General features: G+C 74.2%; 21 protein-coding genes. 7 read left to right on the top strand and 14 right to left on the bottom strand.

Going from position 1 to position 21,376, the window contains the following annotated elements; translation table 11 throughout:
• The first annotated feature begins 105 nt into the window (after nt 1-105).
• Nucleotides 106-351: a hypothetical protein gene (locus OUQ99_RS10590; protein ID WP_267949257.1), complete on the top strand. Its 246-nt coding sequence runs from the start codon at nt 106-108 to the stop codon at nt 349-351.
• Nucleotides 348-1,280, top strand: a complete 933-nt coding sequence (locus OUQ99_RS10585) for an SRPBCC family protein (protein ID WP_267949256.1) — start codon at nt 348-350, stop codon at nt 1,278-1,280. Before OUQ99_RS10590 ends, OUQ99_RS10585 begins: the two co-directional genes overlap by 4 nt.
• A gap of 63 nt (nt 1,281-1,343) precedes the next feature.
• On the opposite strand, the gene OUQ99_RS10580 is transcribed toward OUQ99_RS10585, so the two are convergent.
• On the bottom strand, nt 1,344-2,324 hold the full coding sequence (locus OUQ99_RS10580) for a bile acid:sodium symporter family protein (protein ID WP_267949255.1): 981 nt from the start codon (nt 2,322-2,324) through the stop codon (nt 1,344-1,346).
• A gap of 349 nt (nt 2,325-2,673) precedes the next feature.
• Between OUQ99_RS10580 and OUQ99_RS10575 the strand changes: the two genes are divergently transcribed.
• Nucleotides 2,674-3,195, top strand: a complete 522-nt coding sequence (locus OUQ99_RS10575) for a restriction endonuclease (protein WP_267950336.1) — start codon at nt 2,674-2,676, stop codon at nt 3,193-3,195.
• 78 nt (nt 3,196-3,273) lie between these two features.
• Here the strand turns inward: OUQ99_RS10575 and OUQ99_RS10570 are convergent, their stop codons facing one another.
• Nucleotides 3,274-4,242: a TIGR03557 family F420-dependent LLM class oxidoreductase gene (locus OUQ99_RS10570; protein WP_267949254.1), complete on the bottom strand. Its 969-nt coding sequence runs from the start codon at nt 4,240-4,242 to the stop codon at nt 3,274-3,276.
• A gap of 337 nt (nt 4,243-4,579) precedes the next feature.
• Here OUQ99_RS10570 and OUQ99_RS10565 point away from each other — a divergent pair, with 337 nt between their 5' ends.
• The 3 genes from OUQ99_RS10565 to OUQ99_RS10555 all read left to right on the top strand — a co-directional run bounded on the left by OUQ99_RS10565 (nt 4,580) and on the right by OUQ99_RS10555 (nt 8,776).
• Nucleotides 4,580-6,097 carry a hypothetical protein gene (locus OUQ99_RS10565; protein ID WP_267949253.1) on the top strand — a complete coding sequence of 506 codons (1,518 nt, stop codon included), beginning with the start codon at nt 4,580-4,582 and terminating at the stop codon, nt 6,095-6,097.
• Between the two features lie 30 nt (nt 6,098-6,127).
• Nucleotides 6,128-6,766, top strand: coding sequence for an NUDIX hydrolase (locus OUQ99_RS10560; protein WP_267949252.1), 639 nt, complete (start codon nt 6,128-6,130; stop codon nt 6,764-6,766).
• Between the two features lie 324 nt (nt 6,767-7,090).
• Nucleotides 7,091-8,776: an ABC-F family ATP-binding cassette domain-containing protein gene (locus OUQ99_RS10555; RefSeq protein WP_267949251.1), complete on the top strand. Its 1,686-nt coding sequence runs from the start codon at nt 7,091-7,093 to the stop codon at nt 8,774-8,776.
• A gap of 328 nt (nt 8,777-9,104) precedes the next feature.
• Here OUQ99_RS10555 and OUQ99_RS10550 read toward each other — a convergent pair whose 3' ends face one another.
• From OUQ99_RS10550 to OUQ99_RS10520, 7 genes are all read right to left on the bottom strand, one after another.
• Nucleotides 9,105-10,037 carry a hypothetical protein gene (locus OUQ99_RS10550; RefSeq protein ID WP_267949250.1) on the bottom strand — a complete coding sequence of 311 codons (933 nt, stop codon included), beginning with the start codon at nt 10,035-10,037 and terminating at the stop codon, nt 9,105-9,107.
• Between the two features lie 162 nt (nt 10,038-10,199).
• Nucleotides 10,200-11,453, bottom strand: a complete 1,254-nt coding sequence (locus tag OUQ99_RS10545; RefSeq protein WP_267949249.1) for a cytochrome P450 family protein — start codon at nt 11,451-11,453, stop codon at nt 10,200-10,202.
• Nucleotides 11,453-12,670 carry a cytochrome P450 gene (locus OUQ99_RS10540; protein WP_267949248.1) on the bottom strand — a complete coding sequence of 406 codons (1,218 nt, stop codon included), beginning with the start codon at nt 12,668-12,670 and terminating at the stop codon, nt 11,453-11,455. Before OUQ99_RS10540 ends, OUQ99_RS10545 begins: the two co-directional genes overlap by 1 nt.
• Nucleotides 12,671-12,828: 158 nt before the next feature.
• Nucleotides 12,829-13,452: a GTP-binding protein gene (locus OUQ99_RS10535; RefSeq protein ID WP_267949247.1), complete on the bottom strand. Its 624-nt coding sequence runs from the start codon at nt 13,450-13,452 to the stop codon at nt 12,829-12,831.
• Nucleotides 13,433-13,792 carry a DUF742 domain-containing protein gene (locus OUQ99_RS10530; protein ID WP_267949246.1) on the bottom strand — a complete coding sequence of 120 codons (360 nt, stop codon included), beginning with the start codon at nt 13,790-13,792 and terminating at the stop codon, nt 13,433-13,435. Before OUQ99_RS10530 ends, OUQ99_RS10535 begins: the two co-directional genes overlap by 20 nt.
• Nucleotides 13,789-14,193, bottom strand: a complete 405-nt coding sequence (locus tag OUQ99_RS10525) for a roadblock/LC7 domain-containing protein (protein WP_267949245.1) — start codon at nt 14,191-14,193, stop codon at nt 13,789-13,791. The genes OUQ99_RS10530 and OUQ99_RS10525 overlap by 4 nt, the downstream gene beginning before the upstream one ends.
• Nucleotides 14,193-15,563, bottom strand: coding sequence for an ATP-binding protein (locus tag OUQ99_RS10520; protein ID WP_267949244.1), 1,371 nt, complete (start codon nt 15,561-15,563; stop codon nt 14,193-14,195). Before OUQ99_RS10520 ends, OUQ99_RS10525 begins: the two co-directional genes overlap by 1 nt.
• An 898-nt stretch (nt 15,564-16,461) precedes the next feature.
• On the opposite strand from OUQ99_RS10520, the gene OUQ99_RS10515 reads away from it, so the two are divergent.
• Entirely contained in the window at nt 16,462-16,845 is a 384-nt protein-coding gene (locus tag OUQ99_RS10515) for an RNA polymerase-binding protein RbpA (RefSeq protein ID WP_267949243.1), read from the top strand.
• A gap of 228 nt (nt 16,846-17,073) precedes the next feature.
• Here OUQ99_RS10515 and OUQ99_RS10510 read toward each other — a convergent pair whose 3' ends face one another.
• From OUQ99_RS10510 to OUQ99_RS10490, 5 genes are all read right to left on the bottom strand, one after another.
• Nucleotides 17,074-17,874, bottom strand: a complete 801-nt coding sequence (locus OUQ99_RS10510; RefSeq protein WP_267949242.1) for an HAD-IIA family hydrolase — start codon at nt 17,872-17,874, stop codon at nt 17,074-17,076.
• A 205-nt stretch (nt 17,875-18,079) separates the two neighbouring features.
• On the bottom strand, nt 18,080-18,832 hold the full coding sequence (locus OUQ99_RS10505) for an SCO1664 family protein (RefSeq protein WP_267949241.1): 753 nt from the start codon (nt 18,830-18,832) through the stop codon (nt 18,080-18,082).
• Between the two features lie 64 nt (nt 18,833-18,896).
• Entirely contained in the window at nt 18,897-19,478 is a 582-nt protein-coding gene (locus tag OUQ99_RS10500) for a DUF3090 domain-containing protein (protein WP_267949240.1), read from the bottom strand.
• A gap of 133 nt (nt 19,479-19,611) precedes the next feature.
• Nucleotides 19,612-20,403: an MSMEG_4193 family putative phosphomutase gene (locus tag OUQ99_RS10495; RefSeq protein WP_267949239.1), complete on the bottom strand. Its 792-nt coding sequence runs from the start codon at nt 20,401-20,403 to the stop codon at nt 19,612-19,614.
• Nucleotides 20,404-20,502: 99 nt separating this feature from the next.
• Nucleotides 20,503-21,342: an undecaprenyl-diphosphate phosphatase gene (locus OUQ99_RS10490; protein ID WP_267949238.1), complete on the bottom strand. Its 840-nt coding sequence runs from the start codon at nt 21,340-21,342 to the stop codon at nt 20,503-20,505.
• Nucleotides 21,343-21,376: the final 34 nt, after the last annotated feature.

Below are 21,376 nucleotides of genomic sequence, written 5' to 3'. Positions count from 1 at the left end.
CCCCATGACACCCGGAGCGCCCTCCTTCCCGGCTGCACGGACGTGCACCGGCACACACGCGCAACCCAGGTTGACAGTCAAGGTCGCGCAACCTAGGTTGACAGCATGGACGCGGTAGAACTGGCAGCCGTCGCATCGGACACGTCGACCCCCGTACAGGGGCTGCGCGCCGTCGCCTCGTTGCGCGCGGTGGTCGACTCCCTGGAACTGCGGCAGGTCGAGGAGGCTCTGCGCTCGGGCGAGTCGTGGTCCTCCATCGCCGCCGCACTCGGGGTGACCCGTCAGGCCGTCCACAAGAAGTACGGGAAACGGCTGCGTCATATCGAAGCGACCGAAAGAGGACAAGGATGACGAACCCGTCACCGAAGCAGGGTCTGCTCAGCAGGAGTTACGACCGGGCCGCGATCCAGGAGGCCGCGAGCCGTGAGGCGGCGCGCGCGGGCCGGTACGAGGTGGGCTTCGAGCACCTGCTCCTGGGGATACTCGTCAACGGCGGCCCGGGCGCCCGTCTGCTCATGAACGCCGGGGTGAACCTGTCCGAGGGACGCTCGGCGATCGACGGGATCCTCCGCGAGGATCTCGCCCTGCTCGGGATCGACGCGCCCGTGCCGCCCCCCTCAGGTGGTGGGCAGCCAGGGCTCCTTCCGCTCAACCCCCGCCTGGAGGAGATCGAGACCGACTGCCCGTGGAGCGGGGGCGACGCAGCCCTGCTCGCGGCGCTGATCGACGACGAGGGCGGCCGGGTGCGCAGGCTGCTGGACCAGCTGGACGTGGACACCGACAAGTTCCGGCGCGACCTCGACGAGCCGGTGGAGGCCCCCGAGCCGTCCCCGGCGGACGGCTCCCACCTCGACGGTCAGCCGCCCGAGGGGCGGGAGTACACGACCTACGACCTCGAGGTGCCCGTGTCGGCGGAACGGGTCTGGGAGCTGGTCAGCGACCCGGAGCGCCGGAGCGAGTGGGAGCCGTCCGCCGTGTCGTCGCGGCAGCTCGGCGGCGGTGTCGTGGAGCTGACCGCCATGTCGGGGCAGACAAGCCGGGAGTCCGTCACGCACAGCGCCCCCGACCGCGAGGTCACCTGGACGCGGGACCCGGACTCCGAGACCCCCCGCAGGGTCCGGATCGTCGTCGAACCGGTCGGCGACCACGCCCGACTGCACCTGCTCATGGACTGGCCCAACGCCGTGCGGGGCCGGATCGCCAACCGCATGCTCCGGTGGATCAGCCGGAACATGCTGCGGGGCAGTGCCCAGGCCATCGCCCACGCCGCCGCGTCGTAGCGGGGCCGCCGGGCGGAGGACCCCGGTCGGTGCCCGGAGGACCTCCGCCCGTGCCGCTGCGGGTCAGTCCCGGGGCGACGCCTCCGTGGAAGCGGCCTCCTCCGTGCCGGCCGCGTCGCGGGGCGCGCGCCGGGCCCAGTAGGTCGCGACGAGCGCGCCCGACAGGTTGTGCCACACGGAGAAGAGCGCGGCGGGCAGTGCCGCGAGCGGGGCGAAGTGCGCGGTCGCGAGGGCGGCGGCGAGCCCGGAGTTCTGCATGCCCACCTCGACGCTGACCGCGCGCCGGGCGCTCTCGGGCATCCCGCCGACCATGCCGACCAGGTATCCCAGACCCAGGCCGAGGGAGTTGTGCAGCACCACGGCCAGGGCGACGAGGAGTCCGGTGGACAGCACCGCGTCGGCGTTGGCGCCGACCACCGCGGCGACGACGAGGACGATGCCCACGACCGACACCAGCGGCAGGACCGGCAGGATCCTCTCCACGAACCGCTTCGCCGCCATGCGCAGCAGCAGACCGGCGACGACCGGGAAGAGGACCACCTGGAGGATCGACAGGAAGAGGTCGGAGGCCGAGACGGGCAGGGACGACCCTGCCAGGCCCAGCACGAGGAGCGGGGTCACGAACGGGGCGAGCATGGTGGAGATGGAGGTCATCGCCACCGAGAGGGCCACGTCGCCGCGGGCGAGGTAGACGATGACGTTGGAGGCGGTGCCTCCGGGCGCGGAGCCCACCAGGACCATGCCGACGACCAGCAGGGGCGGCAGGCCGAGCGCGTGGGCGATGCCCCAGCCCAGGAGCGGCATGACCGTGTACTGGGCGAGGACGCCGAGGACGACGGCCTTGGGGTGCTTGGCGACGATCGCGAAGTCGACCGGACGCATCGTCAGGCCCATGCCGAACATGATGACGCCGAGGAGCAGGGAGACGTGCGGGGCGACGAGCGCGGCCTGGTCGGGGACCGCGAGGCCCACGGCCGCTCCGGCCAGGACCAGCAGGGCGAACCACCGGCCGACGAAGTCGGCGATGTTCTTGATGACCGTCATCGGACTACTTCCTTGTGTGCCCCGGGGGCGGTGGGTACTGTCCCCGGACGGTTGCCGCCGTTGCCGGTCGACACCGCGCGGCCATGGTAGTCCGCCGGTGACGCCTGTGTTTCGTCCGGGGTGCCCGCGGACCAGGGACGGGACCCGGGACCGTCCCGTCGCGCACCGCCCGGCTCCGTGGGAACCGCCACAGGGCCGCGGCCCGGATCCCCGTGAGGAACGGCGTTCCCGGGGAAGGGGTCCGGCAGAGGACCCTGCCCCCGGGAGGAACGTGGACGTCGGAACGAGGGAACGACGGTTCGTGTGGAGGCACCGGCACGGCGCCGTGCTCGCCGCGGTGGTGGCGCTCATGGTCGGCGCGTGGGTGGCCCAGAGCGCCCCGAGGCCCCTGCTGTGGGTCGCGGCGGCGGTGGCGGTGGCCGCCCTGTCCTGGTGGGCCGTGGGCCGTGTGCGCAGGACCCGGGAGAGGCGGGCGCTCGCGCGGACCGACCTGTCGGAGCTGGACCTGATGTCCGGCACGGAGTTCGAGGAGTACGTCGCGGGCCTGATGCGGGTGCACGGCTACACGGCGGTCATCGTGGTCGGCGGGGCCGACGACGGCGGGGCGGACATCACCGCGCGCTCCCCCGGCGGGAGCGAGGTGGTGGTCCAGTGCAAGCGGTGGCGCCACCCCGTGCCCCCGAACGACGTCCGCGCCTTCATCGGGATCCTGAACAGCAGCTTCGAGGGCTACCAGGGGATCTTCGTGGCCTCCAACGGGTTCACCGAGGCCGCGGCCCGCGAGGGCGCGGAGCACATGGTCCTGGTGGACCGGGACGGGCTGGCGCGGTGGATGGGCGGCGTCGAGGTGCCGGAGCCCCGGCGGGCCTGAGCGGCTCGGTCCCCGCGGGCCTGAGCCTCGCGCTCCCCGCCGTCCGCCGGGCACTGCGGGCCCGGCGGACGGCACGGCTCAGGACGGGGAGAGCGCGCGCAGGGGTCCGTCCAGCTCGCGCCGGTAGAAGTCGACGAACCCGTCGGGGTCGGGCCCCGCGTTCTGCATGACCAGGCGGTCGAAGCCCGCGTCCACGTACTTGCGGGCGGCCTCGACGTAGCGCTCGGGGTCGGGCCCGCAGGCGAAGTGCGCCAGGACGTCCTCCTCCCGGACCGTGGTGGTGGCGGCCGCGAAGTTGACCGGGTTGGGCAGCTCGCTCATGACCTTCCACCCGGTCAGGGCCCAGCGGGAGGTCTCCAGGGCCGCCTGCGCGGCGGTGTGCTCGTCCTGCGCCCAGGCCATGGGCACCTCGGCGTAGCCCGGACCGTCGCCGCCGGCGTCGCGGTAGTCCCGCACGATCTCGCCCTTGGCCTCGGTGGCGAACAGCCCGTCGCCGAACTCGGCCGCGAGCCTGGCCGACACCCCTCCGCTGGCCGCCACGGCGATCAGCGGCAGGGTGTCGGGCAGGTCGAAGACGCGGGCGTCCTCCAGGCGCAGGTAGTCGCCCTCGTAGGACTGGTAGCCGCCGCTCCAGAGCAGGCGGATGATCTCCAGGGCCTCGCGCAGCATGTCGTGGCGCACGTGGACCGAGTCGGGGAACTCCTGGCCGACGACGTGCTCGTTGAGCCGCTCCCCGGAGCCGACGCCGAGGACGAAGCGCCCCTGGGAGACCAGGGCCAGGGTCGCGGCGGCCTGGGCGATGATCGCCGGGTGGTAGCGCACCGTCGGGCAGGTCACCCCGGTCACCAGCCCGATCCGCTCGGTCCTGGCCGCGATGGCGCCGAGCACGGTCCAGGTGAACGGCGAGTGGCCCTGGTTGTCCAGCCAGGGGTGGTAGTGGTCGCTGATCTCCACGAAGTCGAACCCGGCGCGCTCGGCCAGCACCGCCTGCCGGATGAGCTCCTCGGGCCCGAAGGCCTCGGTCGCCAGCTTGTACCCGATCTGCATGCGTCCCCCTGCTCGGTGGTGGTCCCGGGCGCCCGGCCGCACTCCCCCGGCCCGGCCCCGTTCACGTACGGGTCGGCGGACGGGCGCCCCGGCCCCGTCCCCTCTCCCCGAGCACCCATACAACTACCGCGCGGGGCGCGGGCGGCGCTCCGACACACAGTGGGTCCCGGCCCCGGGCGCCGGGCCCTGCTGAGCGCGTTCCGGCAGGTCACCGGGGTCCGGACCGCGCAGGGAACCCCGCTGTCCGAGAGGCGACGGGGAGGCCCTCCCGGTCCGCGGGTCGGCCACTCCGCCCCGGCTCCGCCCCGCGGGCACTTCCCGAGGAAGGGCCGCCCCCATGCCCCCTCCGCCCGTCACCGACGACCGCTCCCCCGACGACGGCGCCAGGCTGGGCTTCGACGACCTGCCCGACGCCCCGGCCTTCGCCCAGGCCCTGGACAACCAGTGGATGCCCCCCGACCTGGCGGCCGAACGCCAGGACGCCAGGCCGTGGGACGGCACGGACGAGGTCGACGCCGCAGCCGGCGCGGAGCTGCGCCGCGCGCTGGTCAACAGCGGAACGCTGCTCGTCAACCGTGCTTTCCTGCTGAACAACCCGGTGCTCAACCGCCACTACGCCCCGGGGTGCGACCCCGGGGAGCGGGCGGCCCTGGCCACCCTGCTCGACGAGCGCGCGATCATCCCCTACCTGCTCTACGAGCGGTCGGCCGACGAGAGGCCCGCGTTCACGGTGGACGACGGCGTCTTCGACGCGTGGACCGAGCTCGTGCGCCAGACCCGTCCCGCCTGCCTGCGCTACTCCTGGGACGACGAGGCCAACTCCGCCTTCACGGCCGACACCAACCGGTTCTTCACCGAGCGCGTGGCACGTGTCCACGAGCTCGACCCCCACCGGCTGGCCGAGGGCCTGGGCCTGCCGCGCGAACAGGTGGACGACATGCGCCGGACCCTGCTGCGGGAGGTCGCGGCCTTCGCGGCCGGGGCCGAGCAGGACACCGGGCAGATCACCCGCAGCACGGTCTACCAGCGCTTCCTCACCCGGGAGGGGACCCTGCCGCACGAGCGCCTGCTCCGGGAGGGCGACCACGTCGTACCCGTCAAGCACCTGGTGGACCTCGTGTACAACACGGCCCTGCCCACCCTGGGCGGCGCCAACGCCCACACCCCTCCCCAGTCGCCCCCGAGGAGCGTGCTCCAGGAGCTGGACGGCGCGGGACCGGAGGCGGACCCCGAGGCCCTGGCCCGCCTGCTCACCACCTTCCGCGGCGTCTACGCCGACACCCTGTACCGCGCCCTCGACGGCCCCAACTCCTACACGGACCTGTCGCTGGAGGCCGTCGTCCGGCTGAGGGCGAGCGGGGAGTGGAGGGCCTACACGGACGCGGTGGGCCGCCTGACCACCGGTCTGAGCTGGGACCGGGTCCCCGACCCCGAGGAGTTCGCGGAGCTCACCCGGGCCGCGGCCCGGTCGCACGCGCAGATGCTGCGCACGGCGCGCAGGCTGGGCGGTCCGGCGGCCGGACGGGGCGGTCCCCGCTCGATCGTCACCGACCTGGTCCTCCAGGCGCCGGGGATGACGGTCACCGTCCTGTCGGAGGACAACCTCGTCCTGGCGGGACTGGGGGTGGCCGCGGCCCAGGCCCCGCTGGTGGCGCGCCTGGTGTTCCGCGACCGGTTCTCGCCCGCCGCGAGGAGCCTGTCCCACAGCATCACGTTTCCGACCATGCGGCTGGGGAACGCCAAGAGCGACCTCGACGACATCGTCCGTCTGTTCAGGGAGGACCGCGGCCGGGTCCACGCCGACGACAGTGTCGCCGGCCGCCCCTCCGACCAGCAGGTCAACGACGAGGAGTGACCCCTGGACGGGCCCGACCGTGGGAGACCCGTGGATCCCTACACCGCGTTGCGCGCCTCCCGCCCGGAGGAGTTCACCAACCTCTCCGGGGGGATCGAGATCCTCACCGACCCGGAGGACGTGGCCAAGGCGCGGGAGCGCGCGGGCGGGAGCGTCGGCGTCGTCTACGCGGACGAGTACGTCACGGTGGTGCGGGACGCCGTGCGCTTCCCGGACGGCCGCCTGGGCGCCTACGTGCGCGTGCTGGGCTCGGACCGGGAGCCCGGCGCCGTCGTCCTCCCCCTGCTGGGCGACTCGGTGGTGCTGGTCGAGCACTTCCGGCACGCCACCCGGGCCTGGCACGTGGAGGCCCCGCGCGGGTTCGGCGAGGACGGCGAGCCCGGCGAGGCGGGGGTGCGCCGCGAACTCCGCGAGGAGCTCGGCACGGAGGCCTCGGAGCTGTTCGACCTGGGCTCCGTGCACCCGGACTCGGGGCTGTTCGGCGGGCACGCCCGGCTGTGGGCCGCGCGGGTGGCGTCGCTGGGCCCGCTCGACGTCGGGGAGGGGCTCCGCCGGTCCCTGGTGGTGTCCCCAAGCGAGGCCGAGGGGATGGTCCGCGACGGGCGGATCACCGACGCCTTCACCATCGCGGTCCTGACACGTGCCCGGATGCACGGGCTCCTGGACTGAGTCCGGCGGCGGAGGGTCCCGGCCGGGCGGCGGTGGCCGCTCTCGGCGAGGGCCCGGACCGGGGCTCCCCGGGACCCCGGGCCGACCCGGCGGCGGCCCGGCCGCGCGGCGCGGCCCCCTCGCGCAGGACCGCCGTCACCTCGGCCACGGACTGTCCGGCCGCGCGGCGCGGGCCCCGGTCCGGGGCGCGGTCCCGCCCGCCCGGTCGGGCGGGACCGCGCCCCGCGGAAAACGGGTTGCCGACGCGGAGCGGGGCGTGGAAGCCTTCCGGGACGCGCCCGGCGACCCCGCGCGTCCCGGCAGAACCCCACGTGGAGAGCGGTCTTGGGTTACATCGACGTCAACCAGGTCAGTCACACCCTTCCCGACGGGCGGGTCCTGCTGGACGCGGTGTCCTTCCGGGTGGGCGAGGGTTCCAAGACGGCGCTGGTGGGCGCCAACGGCGCGGGCAAGAGCACCCTGCTGCGGATCGTGCGCGGCGATCAGCGCCCCGGGGAGGGAGCGGTCACCCTGGACGGCGAGCTGGGGGTGATGCCGCAGTTCATCGGGCACGTACGCGACGAGACCACCGTGCACGAGCTGCTGGTGTCGGTGTCCCCGGCGGCGGTGCGCGAGGCGCACGCCGACGTGGAGGCCGCCGAGGCGGCGATGATGGTCGACGACGGCGAGAAGACGCAGATGCGCTACGCCGGGGCGATCGCCCGCTACGGGGACGCCGGGGGCTACGAGGCCGAGGTGGTGTGGGACCAGTGCTGCACGGCCGCACTGGGCGTCCCCTACGAGCGCTGCCGGTGGCGCGAGGTGCGCACCCTGTCGGGCGGTGAGCAGAAGCGCCTGGTCATCGAGGCCCTCCTGCGGGGGCCGTCGCCGCTCCTGCTGCTGGACGAGCCGGACAACTACCTGGACGTGCCCGGCAAGCGGTGGCTGGAGGACGCCCTGCTGGCCTCCCCCAAGACCGTGCTGTTCGTCTCCCACGACCGCGAGCTGCTGAGCCGGGTCCCCGACCGCATCGTCACGGTCGAGCTGGGCGCCGCGGGCAACACCGCGTGGACGCACGGGGGCGCCTTCGGCACCTACCACGCGGCGCGCCGCGAGCGGTTCGAGCGCCTGGACGAGCTGCGGCGGCGCTGGGACGAGGAGCACGCCAAGCTGAGGGCGCTGGTGGCCACCTACAAGCAGAAGGCGTCCTACAACTCGGACATGGCCTCGCGGTACCAGTCGGCCCGGACCCGCCTGCGCCGGTTCGAGGACGCGGGGCCGCCGGAGAACCTGCCCCGGGAGCAGAGCCTGCGGATGCGGCTGCGCGGCGGGCGCACCGGCAAGCGGGCCCTGGTGTGCGAGGGGCTGGAGCTGACGGGGCTGATGCGCCCGTTCGACCTGGAGGTCTGGTTCGGCGAGCGGGTGGCCGTGCTGGGCTCGAACGGGTCGGGGAAGTCGCACTTCCTGCGGCTGCTGGCCGGGGGCGGCAGCGCCCCCGAGTCGACCCCGCTGTCGGAGGAGGAGCGGGCGCGGGTGCCCTCCGTGGAGCACTCCGGGACGGCCCGGCTGGGCGCGCGCGTGCTGCCCGGGTGGTTCGCGCAGACCCACGAGCACCCGGAGTTCGCGGGCCGCACGCTCCTGGACATCCTGCACCGGGGCGAGGGGTCCCGGCGGGGGATCCCGCGGGAGGAGTCGGGGCGGGCGCTGGACCGCTACGAGCTGGCGCCGGCCGCGGAGCAGGCGTTCGACACGCTGTCCGGCGGCCAGCAGGCGCGGTTCCAGGTGCTGCTGCTGGAGCTGTCGGGGACGACCATGCTGCTGCTGGACGAGCCGACGGACAACCTGGACGTGGTGTCGGCGGAGGCGCTGGAGTCGGCGCTGGAAACCTACCAGGGCACGATCCTGGCGGTCACGCACGACCGGTGGTTCGCGCGGGGGTTCGACCGGTTCGTCGTGTTCGGCGCGGACGGGGGCGTGTACGAGGCCCCCGAGCCGGTGTGGGACGAGGCCCGGGTGCGCCGCGCGAGGTAGGGCGGGCGCGTCCCGGGGCGCTCCCTGTGGGAGTCTCCTCGACCGCGCACGTGCTCGGCCTCGCCGGTCCCCGGGCGCTCCCGGCGGGAGGCCGGGCCGCTCCCCCGGGGGGTAGGGGGAGCGACCCGGCCCGTCTGCGCGGCAGCCGGGCGCCGGGCCGCGTGGTCACCCGCGGTGTCCGGACCGGGGGCGCGAGCCCGGGGTCCTCATAGCTTTCGTACGAATTGCGCCGTGTGGCGCCACAATCTATCACCGGGGCCTCCGTGGGGCCACAGCCCCGACGACGCCGGAGGGCGGCCCCCGCCCGGTTCCGCCACGGCCCCGGCGCTCACCGGACGGGCACCGCCAGTTCGACGAGCGAGGAGCACTCCTCCAGGCAGCCGCCCACCCGGAGGACGCCGCCCGAGGAGGCCCCGGGCAGGTGGAAGGCGGCGCGGGCGAGGGTCCCCGCGTCGAGTTCGCGGCGTCCCGCGACGGCGTCCACCCGGCTCTCGTGTCCGCTCCCGCTCCGGTAGACGGCCTGCCCCAGGTCGAGGTCGGCGTTCTCGCGCGTCTCGAAGCCGACCGTCACCACCAGGGCCTTGGCCGTGGTCGACCGGTAGGCGGTCAGCAGGGTGGCGCTCACCCCCGCGGACTCCGCCCGGGGACGCGTGCCCGGGGCAGGGACCAGCAGGCCCGGACCGGGGTCGCCGCCGTTCACGCGCAGGCCGCCGACCAGCCCGTCCTGCGCGGTGAAGCCCCGGTACCCGGAGCAGCCCGGCGCGCCTCCGGGGTCGGACTCGCGGCACAGCTTCCAGCCGTGGGCGGTGCGCTCGGCCTCGAAGACCGCGGCGGGGCTGCCCCCGTCGGCCCCGGCGCGGGCGACGGACACCTGGTGGGCGAGGTAGTCGTGGGCCGTGGAGCCCTCGGCCGCGTACGCCAGCCCGGCGGCCATCCGTGCGGGGTCGCCGGAGGCGAGCGCCTCCATGTACGCCGCGACGGCCTCCTCGGGGGCCTCCTCCGGCTCCCGCGCCTCCCCCGTCGCGGGGTCGGAGGCGGAGGGCCGCTCCTCCGGGTCCGTCCCCGGACCGGTGCGGGGCCCCTCCTCCCCGCCGGGGGTGCGGGCGGGCCCGGGCGCCGGGCGCGCGCCGTCGGGCTCGGACGGCGCGGCCGGCGCGTGCCCGCCGCCGGGCGGGAGGCGCACCCCGGCGGCGTCGCAGCCGGCCGCGGCGGCCCCGAGGAGGATGACGGCCGCGGCGGCGGCCAGCCGGATCGACGCCATTCCCGTTTCCCCCGTGTTCTCCGCGAGAACCCACGACCCGCCGATTTTATGACTCGGCGTCGTCAATGCAGGGGTTTGTCGGCGTAAGGAGTTGTCGACGGTTTCCCGCTCCGCCGGGGCAGGGGCCGCCCCTCCCTGGGGCCCCTGCCCCGGCCGGACCGTCTACGGGCGCAGGACGACGGGGAACTCCCGCAGGCTGGTCACCGACAGCGCCGCCACGACCTCCAGCTCCTCGTCCGGGACCGCCAGGCGAAGGTCGGGGAAGCGCTCGAAGAGCATCGGCAGGATGATCCCGGCCTCCAGGCGCGACAGGGGCGCGCCGGGGCAGATGTGCGGACCGTACCCGAAGGAGATGTGGCGGCCCTGCGTCCGGTCCGGGTCGAACACCGACGGGTGCGGCTCCTCCCCGAACTCCTGCCGGTCCCGCGTCGCGGCGCCGTAGTGCGTCATCAGCGCCTCGCCCTTGCGGATGGTCTGGCCGCCGATCTCGACGTCCTCGGTGGCGAACCGGAACATCATGACGTTGTTGGGCGGGTCGTAGCGCAGGGTCTCCTCGACCACCGCGTCCCACGTGACCTCGCCGCGCCTGAGCCGGTCGAGCTGCCCGGGGTGGGCGAGCAGCGCGCGCACCACGTTGTTGAGCAGGTTGACCGTCGTCTCGTGCCCGGCCGCCACCACCGTCAGCAGGGTGACGGCGATCTCCGTGTCGCTGAGGGCGTCGTCCTCCCCCTCGCCCGCCCGGAGCAGGTCGGCGGTGAAGTCGTCGTGCTCGTCCACGGCCGCCCTCTTGCGGGCCGTCATCTCCGCGAAGAACTGGAACAGGGTCGCGTAGATCTGGAGGTGCTCCCCCTCCTCGGTGGTGCCGGAGAAGAGCTTGGCGTACATCTCGCCCAGGTTGGTGTACTCCTCCTCCGCCACCCCGTACAGCTCGCCGATCACGGCCATGGGCACCTTGAACGTGAACTCCGACCGCAGGTCCAGCCGCTCGCCCGCCCGCTCCTCCAGCGCGTCCAGGGCCTTGGAGGTCAGCGCCTCGATGCGCGGGCGCAGCCTCTCGACCCGGCGCGCCGAGAAGGGGCTGGCGATGAGCCGGCGCATCCTGCGGTGCGGCGCGCCGTCCAGGGCGAGCATGTTGGTGTCGTCGGTGGGGATGGTCCCCATCAGCGGCCACTCCGCGGTGACCGCGCCGCTCTGGAAGTCGGCCCAGTGCGCGACGCTCTTGACGAACCGGGGGTCGTTGAGCGTGGCCCGGCTGACCTCGTGGTGGGTGGTGGCCCACGCGCGCACGCCGCCGGGCAGCTCCACCCGCACGACCGGGCCCTCCTGGTACAGGCGCTCGCGGTCGGCCTGCACGTCCTCGGGCACCGCGTGGACGAGGACCGCTCCGTCGGGGGTGTGCTGAACGGGACAGGGCATCAGATGACTCCTTGGGGGGGTGCTGGAGTGAAGGTGACCGGGAGGGAGACGACCCCCCGGACCCAGGGCGACGGACGCCACCGGACCTCGTCGGCGGGTACCGCCAGCTCGATGTCGGGCAGACGGTCGAGCAGGACCTCGATGGCCGTGATGGCCATGGTCTCGGCCGTCCCCCGCGCGGCGTGGGGGCAGCCGTGTTCTCCGTGGGAGAAGGACAGGTGGGCGTGGTTGGTCCCGCCGCCGGGCGCGCGCGGGCCGGCGTGCACGCGCGGGTCCTTGTTGGCCGCGGCGTACCCGAGCAGCAGCAGGTCGCCCTTGCGGACGACCTTCCCGCCCAGCTCCACGTCGTGGACGGCGAAGCGGCCGGCGTTCATCTGCGACGGGGAGTCCTCCCACAGGACCTCGGTCAGGGCCTCCTGGACGCTGCTGCGCGCCCCGGACAGGGAGGCGGAGAACCGGTCGTCGGTGAGCATCAGGCGCAGCGCGTTGCCGATCCACTCCGAGGTGGTCTGGTGGGCCCCGCCCAGGACCGCCACGAGCTCGGCGACCAGGTCCTCCTCCGTGTAGGCGGCGGGGTGGGCGATCATCCGGGAGACCACGTCCGGCCCGGGCTCGGCCCTGCGGGCGGCGATCAGCCCGGCCAGCTCGGCGGCGATCTCGGCGTGGGCCCTCTGGGAGTCGGGGCCGGCGTCGAAGACGGTCCCCATGAGGGAGGCGATCCTCTCGCCCCGGTCGTCGTCCATGCCGTACATCCAGCACAGGAGCAGGGAGGGCAGGCGCTGGGCGTACTGGGAGCGCAGGTCGGCCGAGGAGGAGGCGCAGAAGCCGTCGACGAGGCGGTCGGCGATGCGGGTGGCGACCATGCGCAGCTCGTGCGGGTCGGCGCCGTCGAGGGCGTCGTTGACCGCCCGCACCCGCCGCCGGTGGTCCTCGCCCTCCGCCGAGAGCAGGTTGGGGAGCGGGACCAGCACCGGCAGCAGCGGCCAGTTCTCCGGCACCCTGTCCCAGGCGTTCCAGCGCCGGGGGCTGCGGGCGAACACGCCGTGGTCGCTCAGCACGTGGTGGAGCTCCTGGTAGCCGATGACCAGCCAGGCGGGGACGTCACCGTCCATGAGCACGGGCACGACCGGCCCGTGCTCCTCGCGCATGGACCGGTAGAAGCCCTCTGGGTCGGCGTTGAACGCGGGGTCGTACAGCTTGACGGGCTGGCCTCGCACGGGGTTCCTCTCCTGGAGGGGGCGCTGCCCCGCGCCGACCGGCTCGTGCCCGGTCGCGCGCGTGGCCTGGGGATGGGCGTGTGCCGGACCTCGGCGGCGCCGGCACCGGTGCTAGTGCCGCGCGGGCGGCCGGGGCCGGGGGGCCTCGCCGGGGCCGCTCACCGGGCGCTCCGCGCCGCGACGAGGGAGCGGACGTGCCGGACCAGCGAGATCAGGACCTGCTTGGCCGAGTCGCGCTCGCGGGCGTCGCAGCGCACGAGCGGGACGGCCGGGTCGAGGTCGAGGGCGGCGCGCACCTCGTCGAGGCCGTGGGAGGTCTCCCCGAAGTCGTTGTGGGCGACGACGAAGGGGGTCCCCTGGGCCTCCAGCCGGTCGATGGCGTACCAGGACTCCTCCAGGCGGCGGGTGTCCACGAGGACGACCGCGCCGAGCGACCCGGCGAAGAGGCGGTCCCACAGGAACCAGAAGCGCTCCTGGCCGGGCGCCCCGAACACGTACAGGACGGCGGTGGCGTCCAGGGTGATGCGGCCGAAGTCGAAGGCGACGGTGGTGGCGCGCTTGCCCTCGACGCCCTCCAGGTCGTCGACGGCCGCGCCCGCCCGCGTCATGGTCTCCTCGGTGTCGAGCGGCCGGATCTCGCTGACCGAGCGCACCAGGGTGGTCTTGCCGACGCCGAAGCCCCCGAGGACGGTGATCTTGAGGGCCTGCTCCGTGGTCCCGGGCAGCGGCGCCTCGGCGGTGCGGGGCCCGGGTGCGGGGGGCTCAGAGGTTGTGGAGTGCAACGAGGACCTTCTCCAGGACGTCCGGTGAGGCGAGGGGCTGGGCCGGCGAGGGGGCCGGCCGGGGGTGGCGCGCGGTGATCCTGCCGGTGTCCAGGAGGTCGGTGAGCAGGATGCGCACGACCGCCACGGGCAGGCGCAGGTGCGCCGACACCTCCACCACCGCCGTCGGGTTCCGGCACAGGCGCAGGATCTCGGCGTGCTCGGACTGCATGCCGGGCACGGCCTCGCTCTCGGCCACGACGAGGGTGACCGCGTCCAGCGACTCGTCGGCTCCCCCGCTCCGGCCGGAGGTGATCACGTAGAGCCGGTCGGGCCCCTCGTGGCGGTGGGCGCCGCTCATGCCGGTCCGGGGACCGCGCGCGGCGGCGTGGTGAGGTGCTCGCCCATCTGCTCGACGAGTTCGTTCATGTTGTGCCCGACCAGGCCGGGCTCGGCCTCCGCCGACGTGATGACGGCGAGGTGGGCCCCGTGCCCCGCCTCGACGATGAACAGCAGCCCGCCGTAGAACTCGGCCATGGCCTGGCGGACGCCGCCCCCTCCGTCGCCGAACTCCACCGACGCGCTGTGCGCCAGGCTCTGCACCCCGGCGGCGATGGCCGCGAGGTGGTCGGCGCTGTCGGCGCGCAGGCCCGCGCTGTGGCACAGCTTGAGCCCGTCGCGTGACAGGACGAGCGCGTGGCGGGTGCCGGGCGTGCGTTCGAGGAGGCCTTCGAGAAGCCAGGTCAACGTGTCGAGGTCCATCATGCGTCCTTCGGTGATCCGGTCGGGTCCTGGCCGCGCACAGCGGAGCGGAACGCGCCGAACCCCTGGGCCGCGGTGGCGGGACGTGTCGTACGGGGTCGGGGCCCGGCGCTCTCGGCCGCCGCGAGGGTCTGCCCGCGGCGGCGCTGGGGCAGCCCGCCGTCCGCGGCGGCCGGCGCCGCGGCGGGGAGCGGTCCGGTCCCGGTGTCCGCGGTCCCCGGGCGGACCGGGGTGGAGGGGGCCTCCTCGGGCTCCGGTCGGACCGGGGGCTCGGGCAGCGGTTTGACGAGTTTGCGGGGCAGGAGCAGGACGACCGCGGTGCCGCCGCGCGAGGAGGGGCGGAAGGAGACCGACAGGCCGTACCGGTGGGCGATCCGGCCCACGACCGACAGCCCCAGTCGCGTGCCGGAGATGGCGGAGAGGTCGAGGCGGTTCTCGACCGCGCTGCGGGCCCGGCGCAGGGCCTCCTCCCCCATGACCAGCCCGCCGTCCTCGACCATGACGGCGATCCCGGCCTGCACCTCCTCCACGTGCACGTGGACCTCGGCGGTGGGCGGCGAGAACTTGGCCGCGTTGTCGAGGACCTCGGCGAGGGCGTGGATGACGCCCTCGGCGGCGAACCCGGCGACGGCCTGCTCGGACACGTTGTGGACGCGGACGCGCCGGTAGGCGCCGATCCGCCCCATGGCTCCGCGGACGACGCTCTCCATCGCGATGGCGCGGCCCCAGCGGCGGCCGGAGCGCGCCCCGGTCAGGACGGCGATGCTGTCGGCGATGCGTCCCGCCTGGGCGGTGCTGTGGTCCAGGTGCATGAGGTCGCCGAGGACGTCGTCGCCGGAGCCGTCGCCGTGGCGCTCCTGCATCCGGCGCAGGTCGGCGAGCATCGTGGTGGTGAGCGCCTGGACCCGCCCGGCCGCGGTGGCGCAGGCGACCATGGCGGCCGACCTGCGGCGTTCGGCGGCGGCGATCTCCGCGGCGACCGCCTTCAGCGCGGCGTGCGCTCCGGGGTCGTCGATCCGGGGCAGCCGGTGCAGGGCGGTCTCGGCGGAGTCCCCGGCGCGCAGGCGCTCGACCAGCCGGGGCAGGTGCTCGTCGGCGAGCGCGGCGGTGTCGGTGCGCAGGCCGGCGAGCTCGGCGCCGAGCTCGCGGACCCGGCGGTCGCGGCGGTCCAGGAGCAGGGCGAGGGCCACGAGCAGCAGGAGGGGCGCGGCGGACGCCGCGGCGGCCGGGAGTTCCCGGAGTCCGGGGACGGCCCACAGGGTCCAGCCCCAGAAGGGCAGGGCGGCCAGCGGGAGCAGGAGGAGCCGGCGCGGGGCGCGCGTCCCCTGCGGCGCGCCTCCCGGGGGGAGGGGGGTCTTCCAGGCAGTCATCGGGCTCCACGTCCGGCGGCGTCTTCACTTGCGGGCAGTGCACGAGGGCACGCGGAAAGATCGTTTTCCGCATACGGGAGTCCACCGAAAGGAAGGACGTAATTGTCTCAACCAGCGCTTTTCGGCGCACAGCGAGTCAACATACCATCAGACGATGGAAGCGACCATGCCAGGACAATGAAGAATCAATGGGGGACACGGCACAGGCGCCCGCATCCCGCCGGGCAGAGGACTTCCCCAACGTGATAGGCACTTTCGCAACCCCTCGGAAAATGAGCAAACGCCATTGTCCGGACAATCCGGGCGCACATATCGTGAACAGCCACGACAGCATGCACAAGCGCCCCGTGTTACAGATGTGGCAGATGTGACTAGCGCGCCCACGGGGTCGCGGAACAGCCGGGCGGCCGCCCCGCCGAACCGCGCGTCCGCGGCGCGCCTCTCCCCGCACGGGCGACCGCACCCCGGGAACGGCGGCGACCTGACGGACACGGAGCGCATGTGCGCGCCGTTCCGCCGGGGGGCCGAACCGGCCTCCGAGCGGACGGCGGCCGGTCGGACCGCCCCACCCCGCGGCGCGGGAGCACCCGGCCCGCACCGTCGGACACGCGGCGCCCGCGACCGGCACGTGAACCGCGACGCGCCGACCGATGGAACAAAGGGGGTGTACGGGATGTTTTTCTTCCAAGGACGCGCGGAATAGAGACACACCCGAAAAGGGCACCCTGGAGTGCCGCAGGTCACATGTGCCAGACTCTGCGCGCCGGACGAAGTTTCCGAGGACGAGTGGCCCCGAGAGCTCCCGGGGTGATTCGACCTCAGGTCAGCGGGGAATCTTGACGTGGAACGACGTGTTACACCCCGCGAGACCGCACAAGCGCCTGGAGGCACCCACACGATGGCCGAGCGAGCACTTCGCGGCACCCGGCTCGGGGCGACGAGCTACGAGAACGACCGCAACACCGACCTGGCTCCGCGGCAGGAAGTCACCTACGACTGCACCCGGGGCCACCGCTTCTCGGTCACGTTCGCGACCGAGGCCGAGATCCCCGTCGAATGGGAGTGCCGCTTCTGCGGCGACCGCGCCCTCCGACGGGACGGCAACGGCGAAGAGCCCAAGAACACCAAGCCGGTGCGCACGCACTGGGACATGCTGCTGGAGCGCCGGAGCATGGAGGACCTCGAAGAGGTCCTCGCCGAACGCCTGGCCCTCCTGCGCGCCCGCCGCCGCGAGGAGGCGGCCAAGGTGGAGGAGCTCGCCAAGCAGCGGCAGAGCGCCTGACCACCCCGCGACACACGGGGGCGGTGGACGATGCGTCCGCCGCCCCCGTCGTCGTGTGCGGGGGTCCGCCCCTCGGGACGGGCGGCCGTGCCCCCCGGCCGCGGCCGAAGGGGTCGGCGGCCCCGCCCCGTGGTCTCGTACCCGCGGCGGGGTTCGGCGTCGGCCGCACGTACGAGGTCATCCGGGCCGGGGCCCTCACGCCGCACGGGCGGCGGTTCCGGTCGGCCCCTAGCCGCGGTTGAAGGGGTCCTGCGTGTGGCCGACGAGCTCCTTCACCGACTCGAGCACCCGTGTGGGGCGGTAGGGGAACTGCTCGGCCGTGTCCCGGCCGGAGATGCCCGTCAGCACCAGGACGGTCTGCAGGCCCGCCTCCAGGCCGCTGAGCACGTCGGTGTCCATCCGGTCGCCGACCATCAGCGTGTTCTCGGAGTGGGCGCCGATCCGGCGCAGCGCCGACCGCATCATCAGGGGGTTGGGCTTGCCGATGAAGTAGGGGCGCCGCCCCGTCGCCTTCTCGATCAGCGCGGCGACCGCGCCCGTGGCGGGCAGCGGGCCCTCGGCGCTCGGACCGGTCTCGTCGGGGTTGGTGGCGATGAACCTGGCCCCGCCGCGGACCAGGCGGATCGCACGGGTGATGGCCTCGAAGCTGTAGGTGCGCGTCTCGCCCAGGACCACGTAGTCGGGGTTGCGCTCGGTCATCACGTAGCCGACGTTGTGCAGGGCGGTGGTCAGCCCCGACTCGCCGACGACGTAGGCGGAGCCTCCGGGGCGCTGGGTCTGGAGGAACTGCGCCGTCGCCAGCGCCGACGTCCAGATGGACTCCTCCGGGATGTCCAGGCCCGTGTTGAGCAAACGCGCGCGCAGATCACGCGGGGTGTACATGGAGTTGTTGGTCAACACCATGAACGGGGTCCCGTGTTCGCGCAGCTCCGCGATCAGCGTGTCGGCGCCGGGGATCAGGTGTTCCTCGCGTACGAGGACGCCGTCCATGTCGAAAAGGTAGTTCCACTCGTTGCTCACGTGCACCATTGTGCATGCCGTGGTCGGTAGTGCACCATTCCTACCCCCCGGTAGTGGACACGACTCACACCCGCCCGTCCGGGACGGGGCGCGGGAGAACACCGCTCGTCCACGCTTCCGACACCCAGGGCCGCCCGCCCCCGCGTCCGGATCATCGCGCCGGAGACCGGCGTGCCGGGGAGGGGCGCGGGCGGGGGCGCCGCGCGGGCCGCGGTCAGACCGGGGGCCAGGGGACGGCCGGCCAGTCCGGGGCGGGGTAGGGGTGGATGCCGTGGCGCACGAGCAGCTCCACCCGGCTGCGGACCGCGTAGGCCTCCGGGCCGGTCAGGTGGCGGCGCAGGGTCGCGGACAGGGCGCTGCCGGAGTCCTCGAGCTGGGCCCCCACCGCCCCCAGCCGCTCCACGACGTCCTCGGGCAGGGGCTGCCCCTGCCACTGCCACAGCACCGTGCGCAGCTTGTAGTCCTCGGCGAAGGTGACGCCGTGGTCGCAGCCGTACAGGTGCCCCCCGGGGGTGGGCAGCAGGTGGCCGATCTTGCGGTCGGAGTTGTTGACGACCGCGTCGAACACCGCCATGCGGCGCAGGCCGGTGTTGTCGGTCTCCCTCGACAGGGCGACCAGGTCCACCGTCGTGTCGCCGTGCACCCACAGCTGCACCATGCCCTCGCCGAAGGGGCCCTCGCGGTGGACCGTGGGCGGCACGACCGCCCAGCCCAGAGCCTCGGAGACGGCGTAGGCGGAGACCTCGCGGCCGGCCAGCGTCCCGTCGGGGAAGTCCCACAGTGGCCGCTCCCCCGCCACCGGCTTGTACACGCACGCCGCCGAGCGGACGCCGTCGGAGACCGTGCAGTACAGGGTGGCGTTGGACGCGGCGGTCAGGCGCCCCTCCACGGTGATCTCCCCGTGGAGGAGGAGTTCGAGCCCCACGGAGGGGCTGAGGCCGTCGAAGGCGTCGGCGGTGTCCCTCATGGCGGCCCTCCGGGGGTCGGGAGTGAGCGTGTCGGGACCGCCGGCGGCGTCGTCGACGGCGAGGTCAGACGAGGCGGTCCGGGCGGTAGCCGTTCTGGCGCGCGCAGATGTGGCCGTTGGGGTCGAGCGGGCGCCCGCACAGCGGGCAGTCCGGGCGGCCGGCGGCGACGACCTTCATCGCGCGTCCGGCGAACGCGCGGGCGGCGCCGGGCGTGAGGTAGACGCGCAGGACGTCGCGGTGGGCGGGGGCCTCCTCGGCGAAGACCTCCAGCTCCTCCTCGTCGTCCTCGACCAGGTCCTCGCCGGCGGTCTCGTCGACCTCCTGCGCCTCGATGATGACGCGGGCCGCCTCGGCGTCCCAGGCCAGGGCGAGGGTGCCCACGCGGAAGTCCTGCTCGATGGGCTGCTCGAGGGGGCCGTCGTCCTCGGGCGAGGCGACGTCGTCCGGCGGGGAGCCGAAGCGCCGGTTCACTTCTTCCAGCAGTTCCTCGATACGGGTGGCGAGCGCCTCGACCTGCGCCTTCTCCAGCACGACGCTGGTGATGCGCCCCTCTCCCACCGCTTGGAGGAAGAAGGTGCGGTCTCCCGGCTGGCCCACGGTTCCTGCGACGAACCGCTCCGGCGGGTTGAACTGAAAGACGGGCATGGAAAGAACCTTAAGGGATAGCGCGGGCCCCGCGCCAAACCCCCCGGATCCGCTGGTGGAGCGTCAGGGCCGGGCGGGGCGGCCCGGCGCCGGGTCCGGACGGGGTCCCGGCGCCCACGCCCGCCCCGGCCCCTCAGGCGGTGCCCGGGGCCGGCGCCCGGCTCCCCGCTCCCCCGCCCACGGCCGCTTCCCCGCCCGCCTCCGCCGGGGTGGGCAGGCCGGCGGCCAGGCCCTCGCCCGTGTCGTTGAGCTTGTTGAGGAACGGGCGGGTGCGCGCGTAGGTGATGGAGGTGACCGAGCAGGGGTCCACGCGCAGGCGCTGGAAGAGGTCCAGGTGCATGCCGAGTGCGTCGGCGACGATCGCCTTGATGATGTCGCCGTGGCTGCACACCACGTACACGGGCGGCGCGGCCGGTGCGTCCCCGTCCCCGGCGGGGGACGGTACCGCCGCCCCCGCCGGGGGCAGCAGCAGGCGGGTGTTCCAGTCGCGGACGGCCCCGACGGCGCGGGCCGAGGCGGCGGCGAGCGACTCGCCGCCGGGGAAGCGGGCGGCGCTGGGGTGGTCCTGCACGACGCGCCACAGGGGTTCGCCGGACAGCTCGGCCAGCGAGCGCCCGGTCCAGGAGCCGTAGTCGCACTCCAGGAAGCGCTCGTCCTCGGTGACGGGGACGCCGAGCCGTTCGGCGACGGCCCCGGCCGTCTCCCGGCAGCGTTCGAGCGGGCTGGAGACCAGGGCCGCCGGGCGGAGTCCGGCCAGGCGGGCGGCCAGGTCGGCGGCCTGGGCGCGGCCCGTGTCGTTGAGGTGGACCCCCGCGGCCCGCCCGGCCAGGCGGGGCCCTGTGGCGTCGGTCATCCCGTGCCGGACGAGGAGGAGGGTGACCGCCTCGGGCGCGGTCGGGGTCTCGTGGGGTGCTGGTGTCGCCATGGGCACCAGGGTAGGCCCGGTCGGGGCCGCCGGGCCGGAGTCCGGGGGCGCGCCCGCCGATTGGGCGGGCCGCGCCCCCGGACCGCTCGGGGAAGCCGGTCAGCCGACCCCGGCTCCGCCCTCCGGGGCGAGCACGCCGAAGAGGACCAGGGCGAGGATGACGACGCCCAGGGCGATCCGGTAGATGACGAACGGCATGAAGCTGTGGGTGGAGATGAACCTCATCAGCCACGCGATGACCACGTAGCCGACCACGAACGCGACCAGGGTGCCGACGAGGGTGGCGCCCCAGCCCGCGTACTCGTTGCCGCCGATGTCCAGCATCTTGTAGAGGCCGGAGGCGAACACGGCGGGCATCGCGATCAGGAACGCGAACTCCGCCGCCGCCGGCCGGGTGAAGCCCAGCAGGCGCCCGCCGGTGATGGTCGCGCCGGAGCGGGAGACGCCCGGCACGAGCGCCAGGCACTGGAACATGCCGAAGACCAGGCCCCGGCCGAGGGTGAGGTCCTCCAGCTCGTTCTGGCGGCGGGCGTAGTGGTCGACGGCGCCGAGGATGACGCCGAAGACGATGAGGGAGAGCGCGATCAGCCGCAGGTCGCGGAACACGCCGTCGATCTGCTCCTCCAGGAGGAGGCCCAGCACCCCGATGGGGATGCTGGCGATGATGACGTACCAGCCCATGCGGGCGTTGACGTCACCGCGCAGGTCGCGGTCGACCAGGGACCGGCACCAGGTGGTGATGACCGCCCAGATGCGTCGGCGGAAGTAGACGACCACGGCCAGTTCGGTGCCGATCTGGCTGACGGCGGTGAAGGCCGCACCCGGGTCGGGCCAGTTGAAGAAGGCCGCGAACACCCGCAGGTGGGCGCTGGAGGAGACAGGCAGGAACTCGGTGAGTCCTTGGATGAGGCCGAGAACGACCGCCTCGAAGATGGACACGCGGTTTCGGACTTTCTGGATAGTCCGGTGCCAG

This window comes from Streptomonospora nanhaiensis (assembly GCF_026642255.1).
Taxonomy (GTDB): Bacteria; Actinomycetota; Actinomycetes; order Streptosporangiales; family Streptosporangiaceae; genus Nocardiopsis; species Nocardiopsis tropica.
This window is presented reverse-complemented; position numbering and strand designations above follow the sequence as displayed.

Coding starts and splice junctions, on each gene's coding strand:
- OUQ99_RS10590 (WP_267949257.1), top strand. CDS start 106: ATGGACGCGGTAGAACTGGCAGCCGTCGCATCGGACACGTCGACCCCC.
- OUQ99_RS10585 (WP_267949256.1), top strand. CDS start 348: ATGACGAACCCGTCACCGAAGCAGGGTCTGCTCAGCAGGAGTTACGAC.
- OUQ99_RS10580 (WP_267949255.1), bottom strand. CDS start 2,324: ATGACGGTCATCAAGAACATCGCCGACTTCGTCGGCCGGTGGTTCGCC.
- OUQ99_RS10575 (WP_267950336.1), top strand. CDS start 2,674: ATGGTCGGCGCGTGGGTGGCCCAGAGCGCCCCGAGGCCCCTGCTGTGG.
- OUQ99_RS10570 (WP_267949254.1), bottom strand. CDS start 4,242: ATGCAGATCGGGTACAAGCTGGCGACCGAGGCCTTCGGGCCCGAGGAG.
- OUQ99_RS10565 (WP_267949253.1), top strand. CDS start 4,580: ATGCCCCCTCCGCCCGTCACCGACGACCGCTCCCCCGACGACGGCGCC.
- OUQ99_RS10550 (WP_267949250.1), bottom strand. CDS start 10,037: ATGGCGTCGATCCGGCTGGCCGCCGCCGCGGCCGTCATCCTCCTCGGG.
- OUQ99_RS10545 (WP_267949249.1), bottom strand. CDS start 11,453: ATGCCCTGTCCCGTTCAGCACACCCCCGACGGAGCGGTCCTCGTCCAC.
- OUQ99_RS10530 (WP_267949246.1), bottom strand. CDS start 13,792: ATGAGCGGCGCCCACCGCCACGAGGGGCCCGACCGGCTCTACGTGATC.
- OUQ99_RS10525 (WP_267949245.1), bottom strand. CDS start 14,193: ATGGACCTCGACACGTTGACCTGGCTTCTCGAAGGCCTCCTCGAACGC.
- OUQ99_RS10520 (WP_267949244.1), bottom strand. CDS start 15,563: ATGACTGCCTGGAAGACCCCCCTCCCCCCGGGAGGCGCGCCGCAGGGG.
- OUQ99_RS10515 (WP_267949243.1), top strand. CDS start 16,462: ATGGCCGAGCGAGCACTTCGCGGCACCCGGCTCGGGGCGACGAGCTAC.
- OUQ99_RS10510 (WP_267949242.1), bottom strand. CDS start 17,874: ATGGTGCACGTGAGCAACGAGTGGAACTACCTTTTCGACATGGACGGC.
- OUQ99_RS10505 (WP_267949241.1), bottom strand. CDS start 18,832: ATGAGGGACACCGCCGACGCCTTCGACGGCCTCAGCCCCTCCGTGGGG.
- OUQ99_RS10500 (WP_267949240.1), bottom strand. CDS start 19,478: ATGCCCGTCTTTCAGTTCAACCCGCCGGAGCGGTTCGTCGCAGGAACC.
- OUQ99_RS10495 (WP_267949239.1), bottom strand. CDS start 20,403: ATGGCGACACCAGCACCCCACGAGACCCCGACCGCGCCCGAGGCGGTC.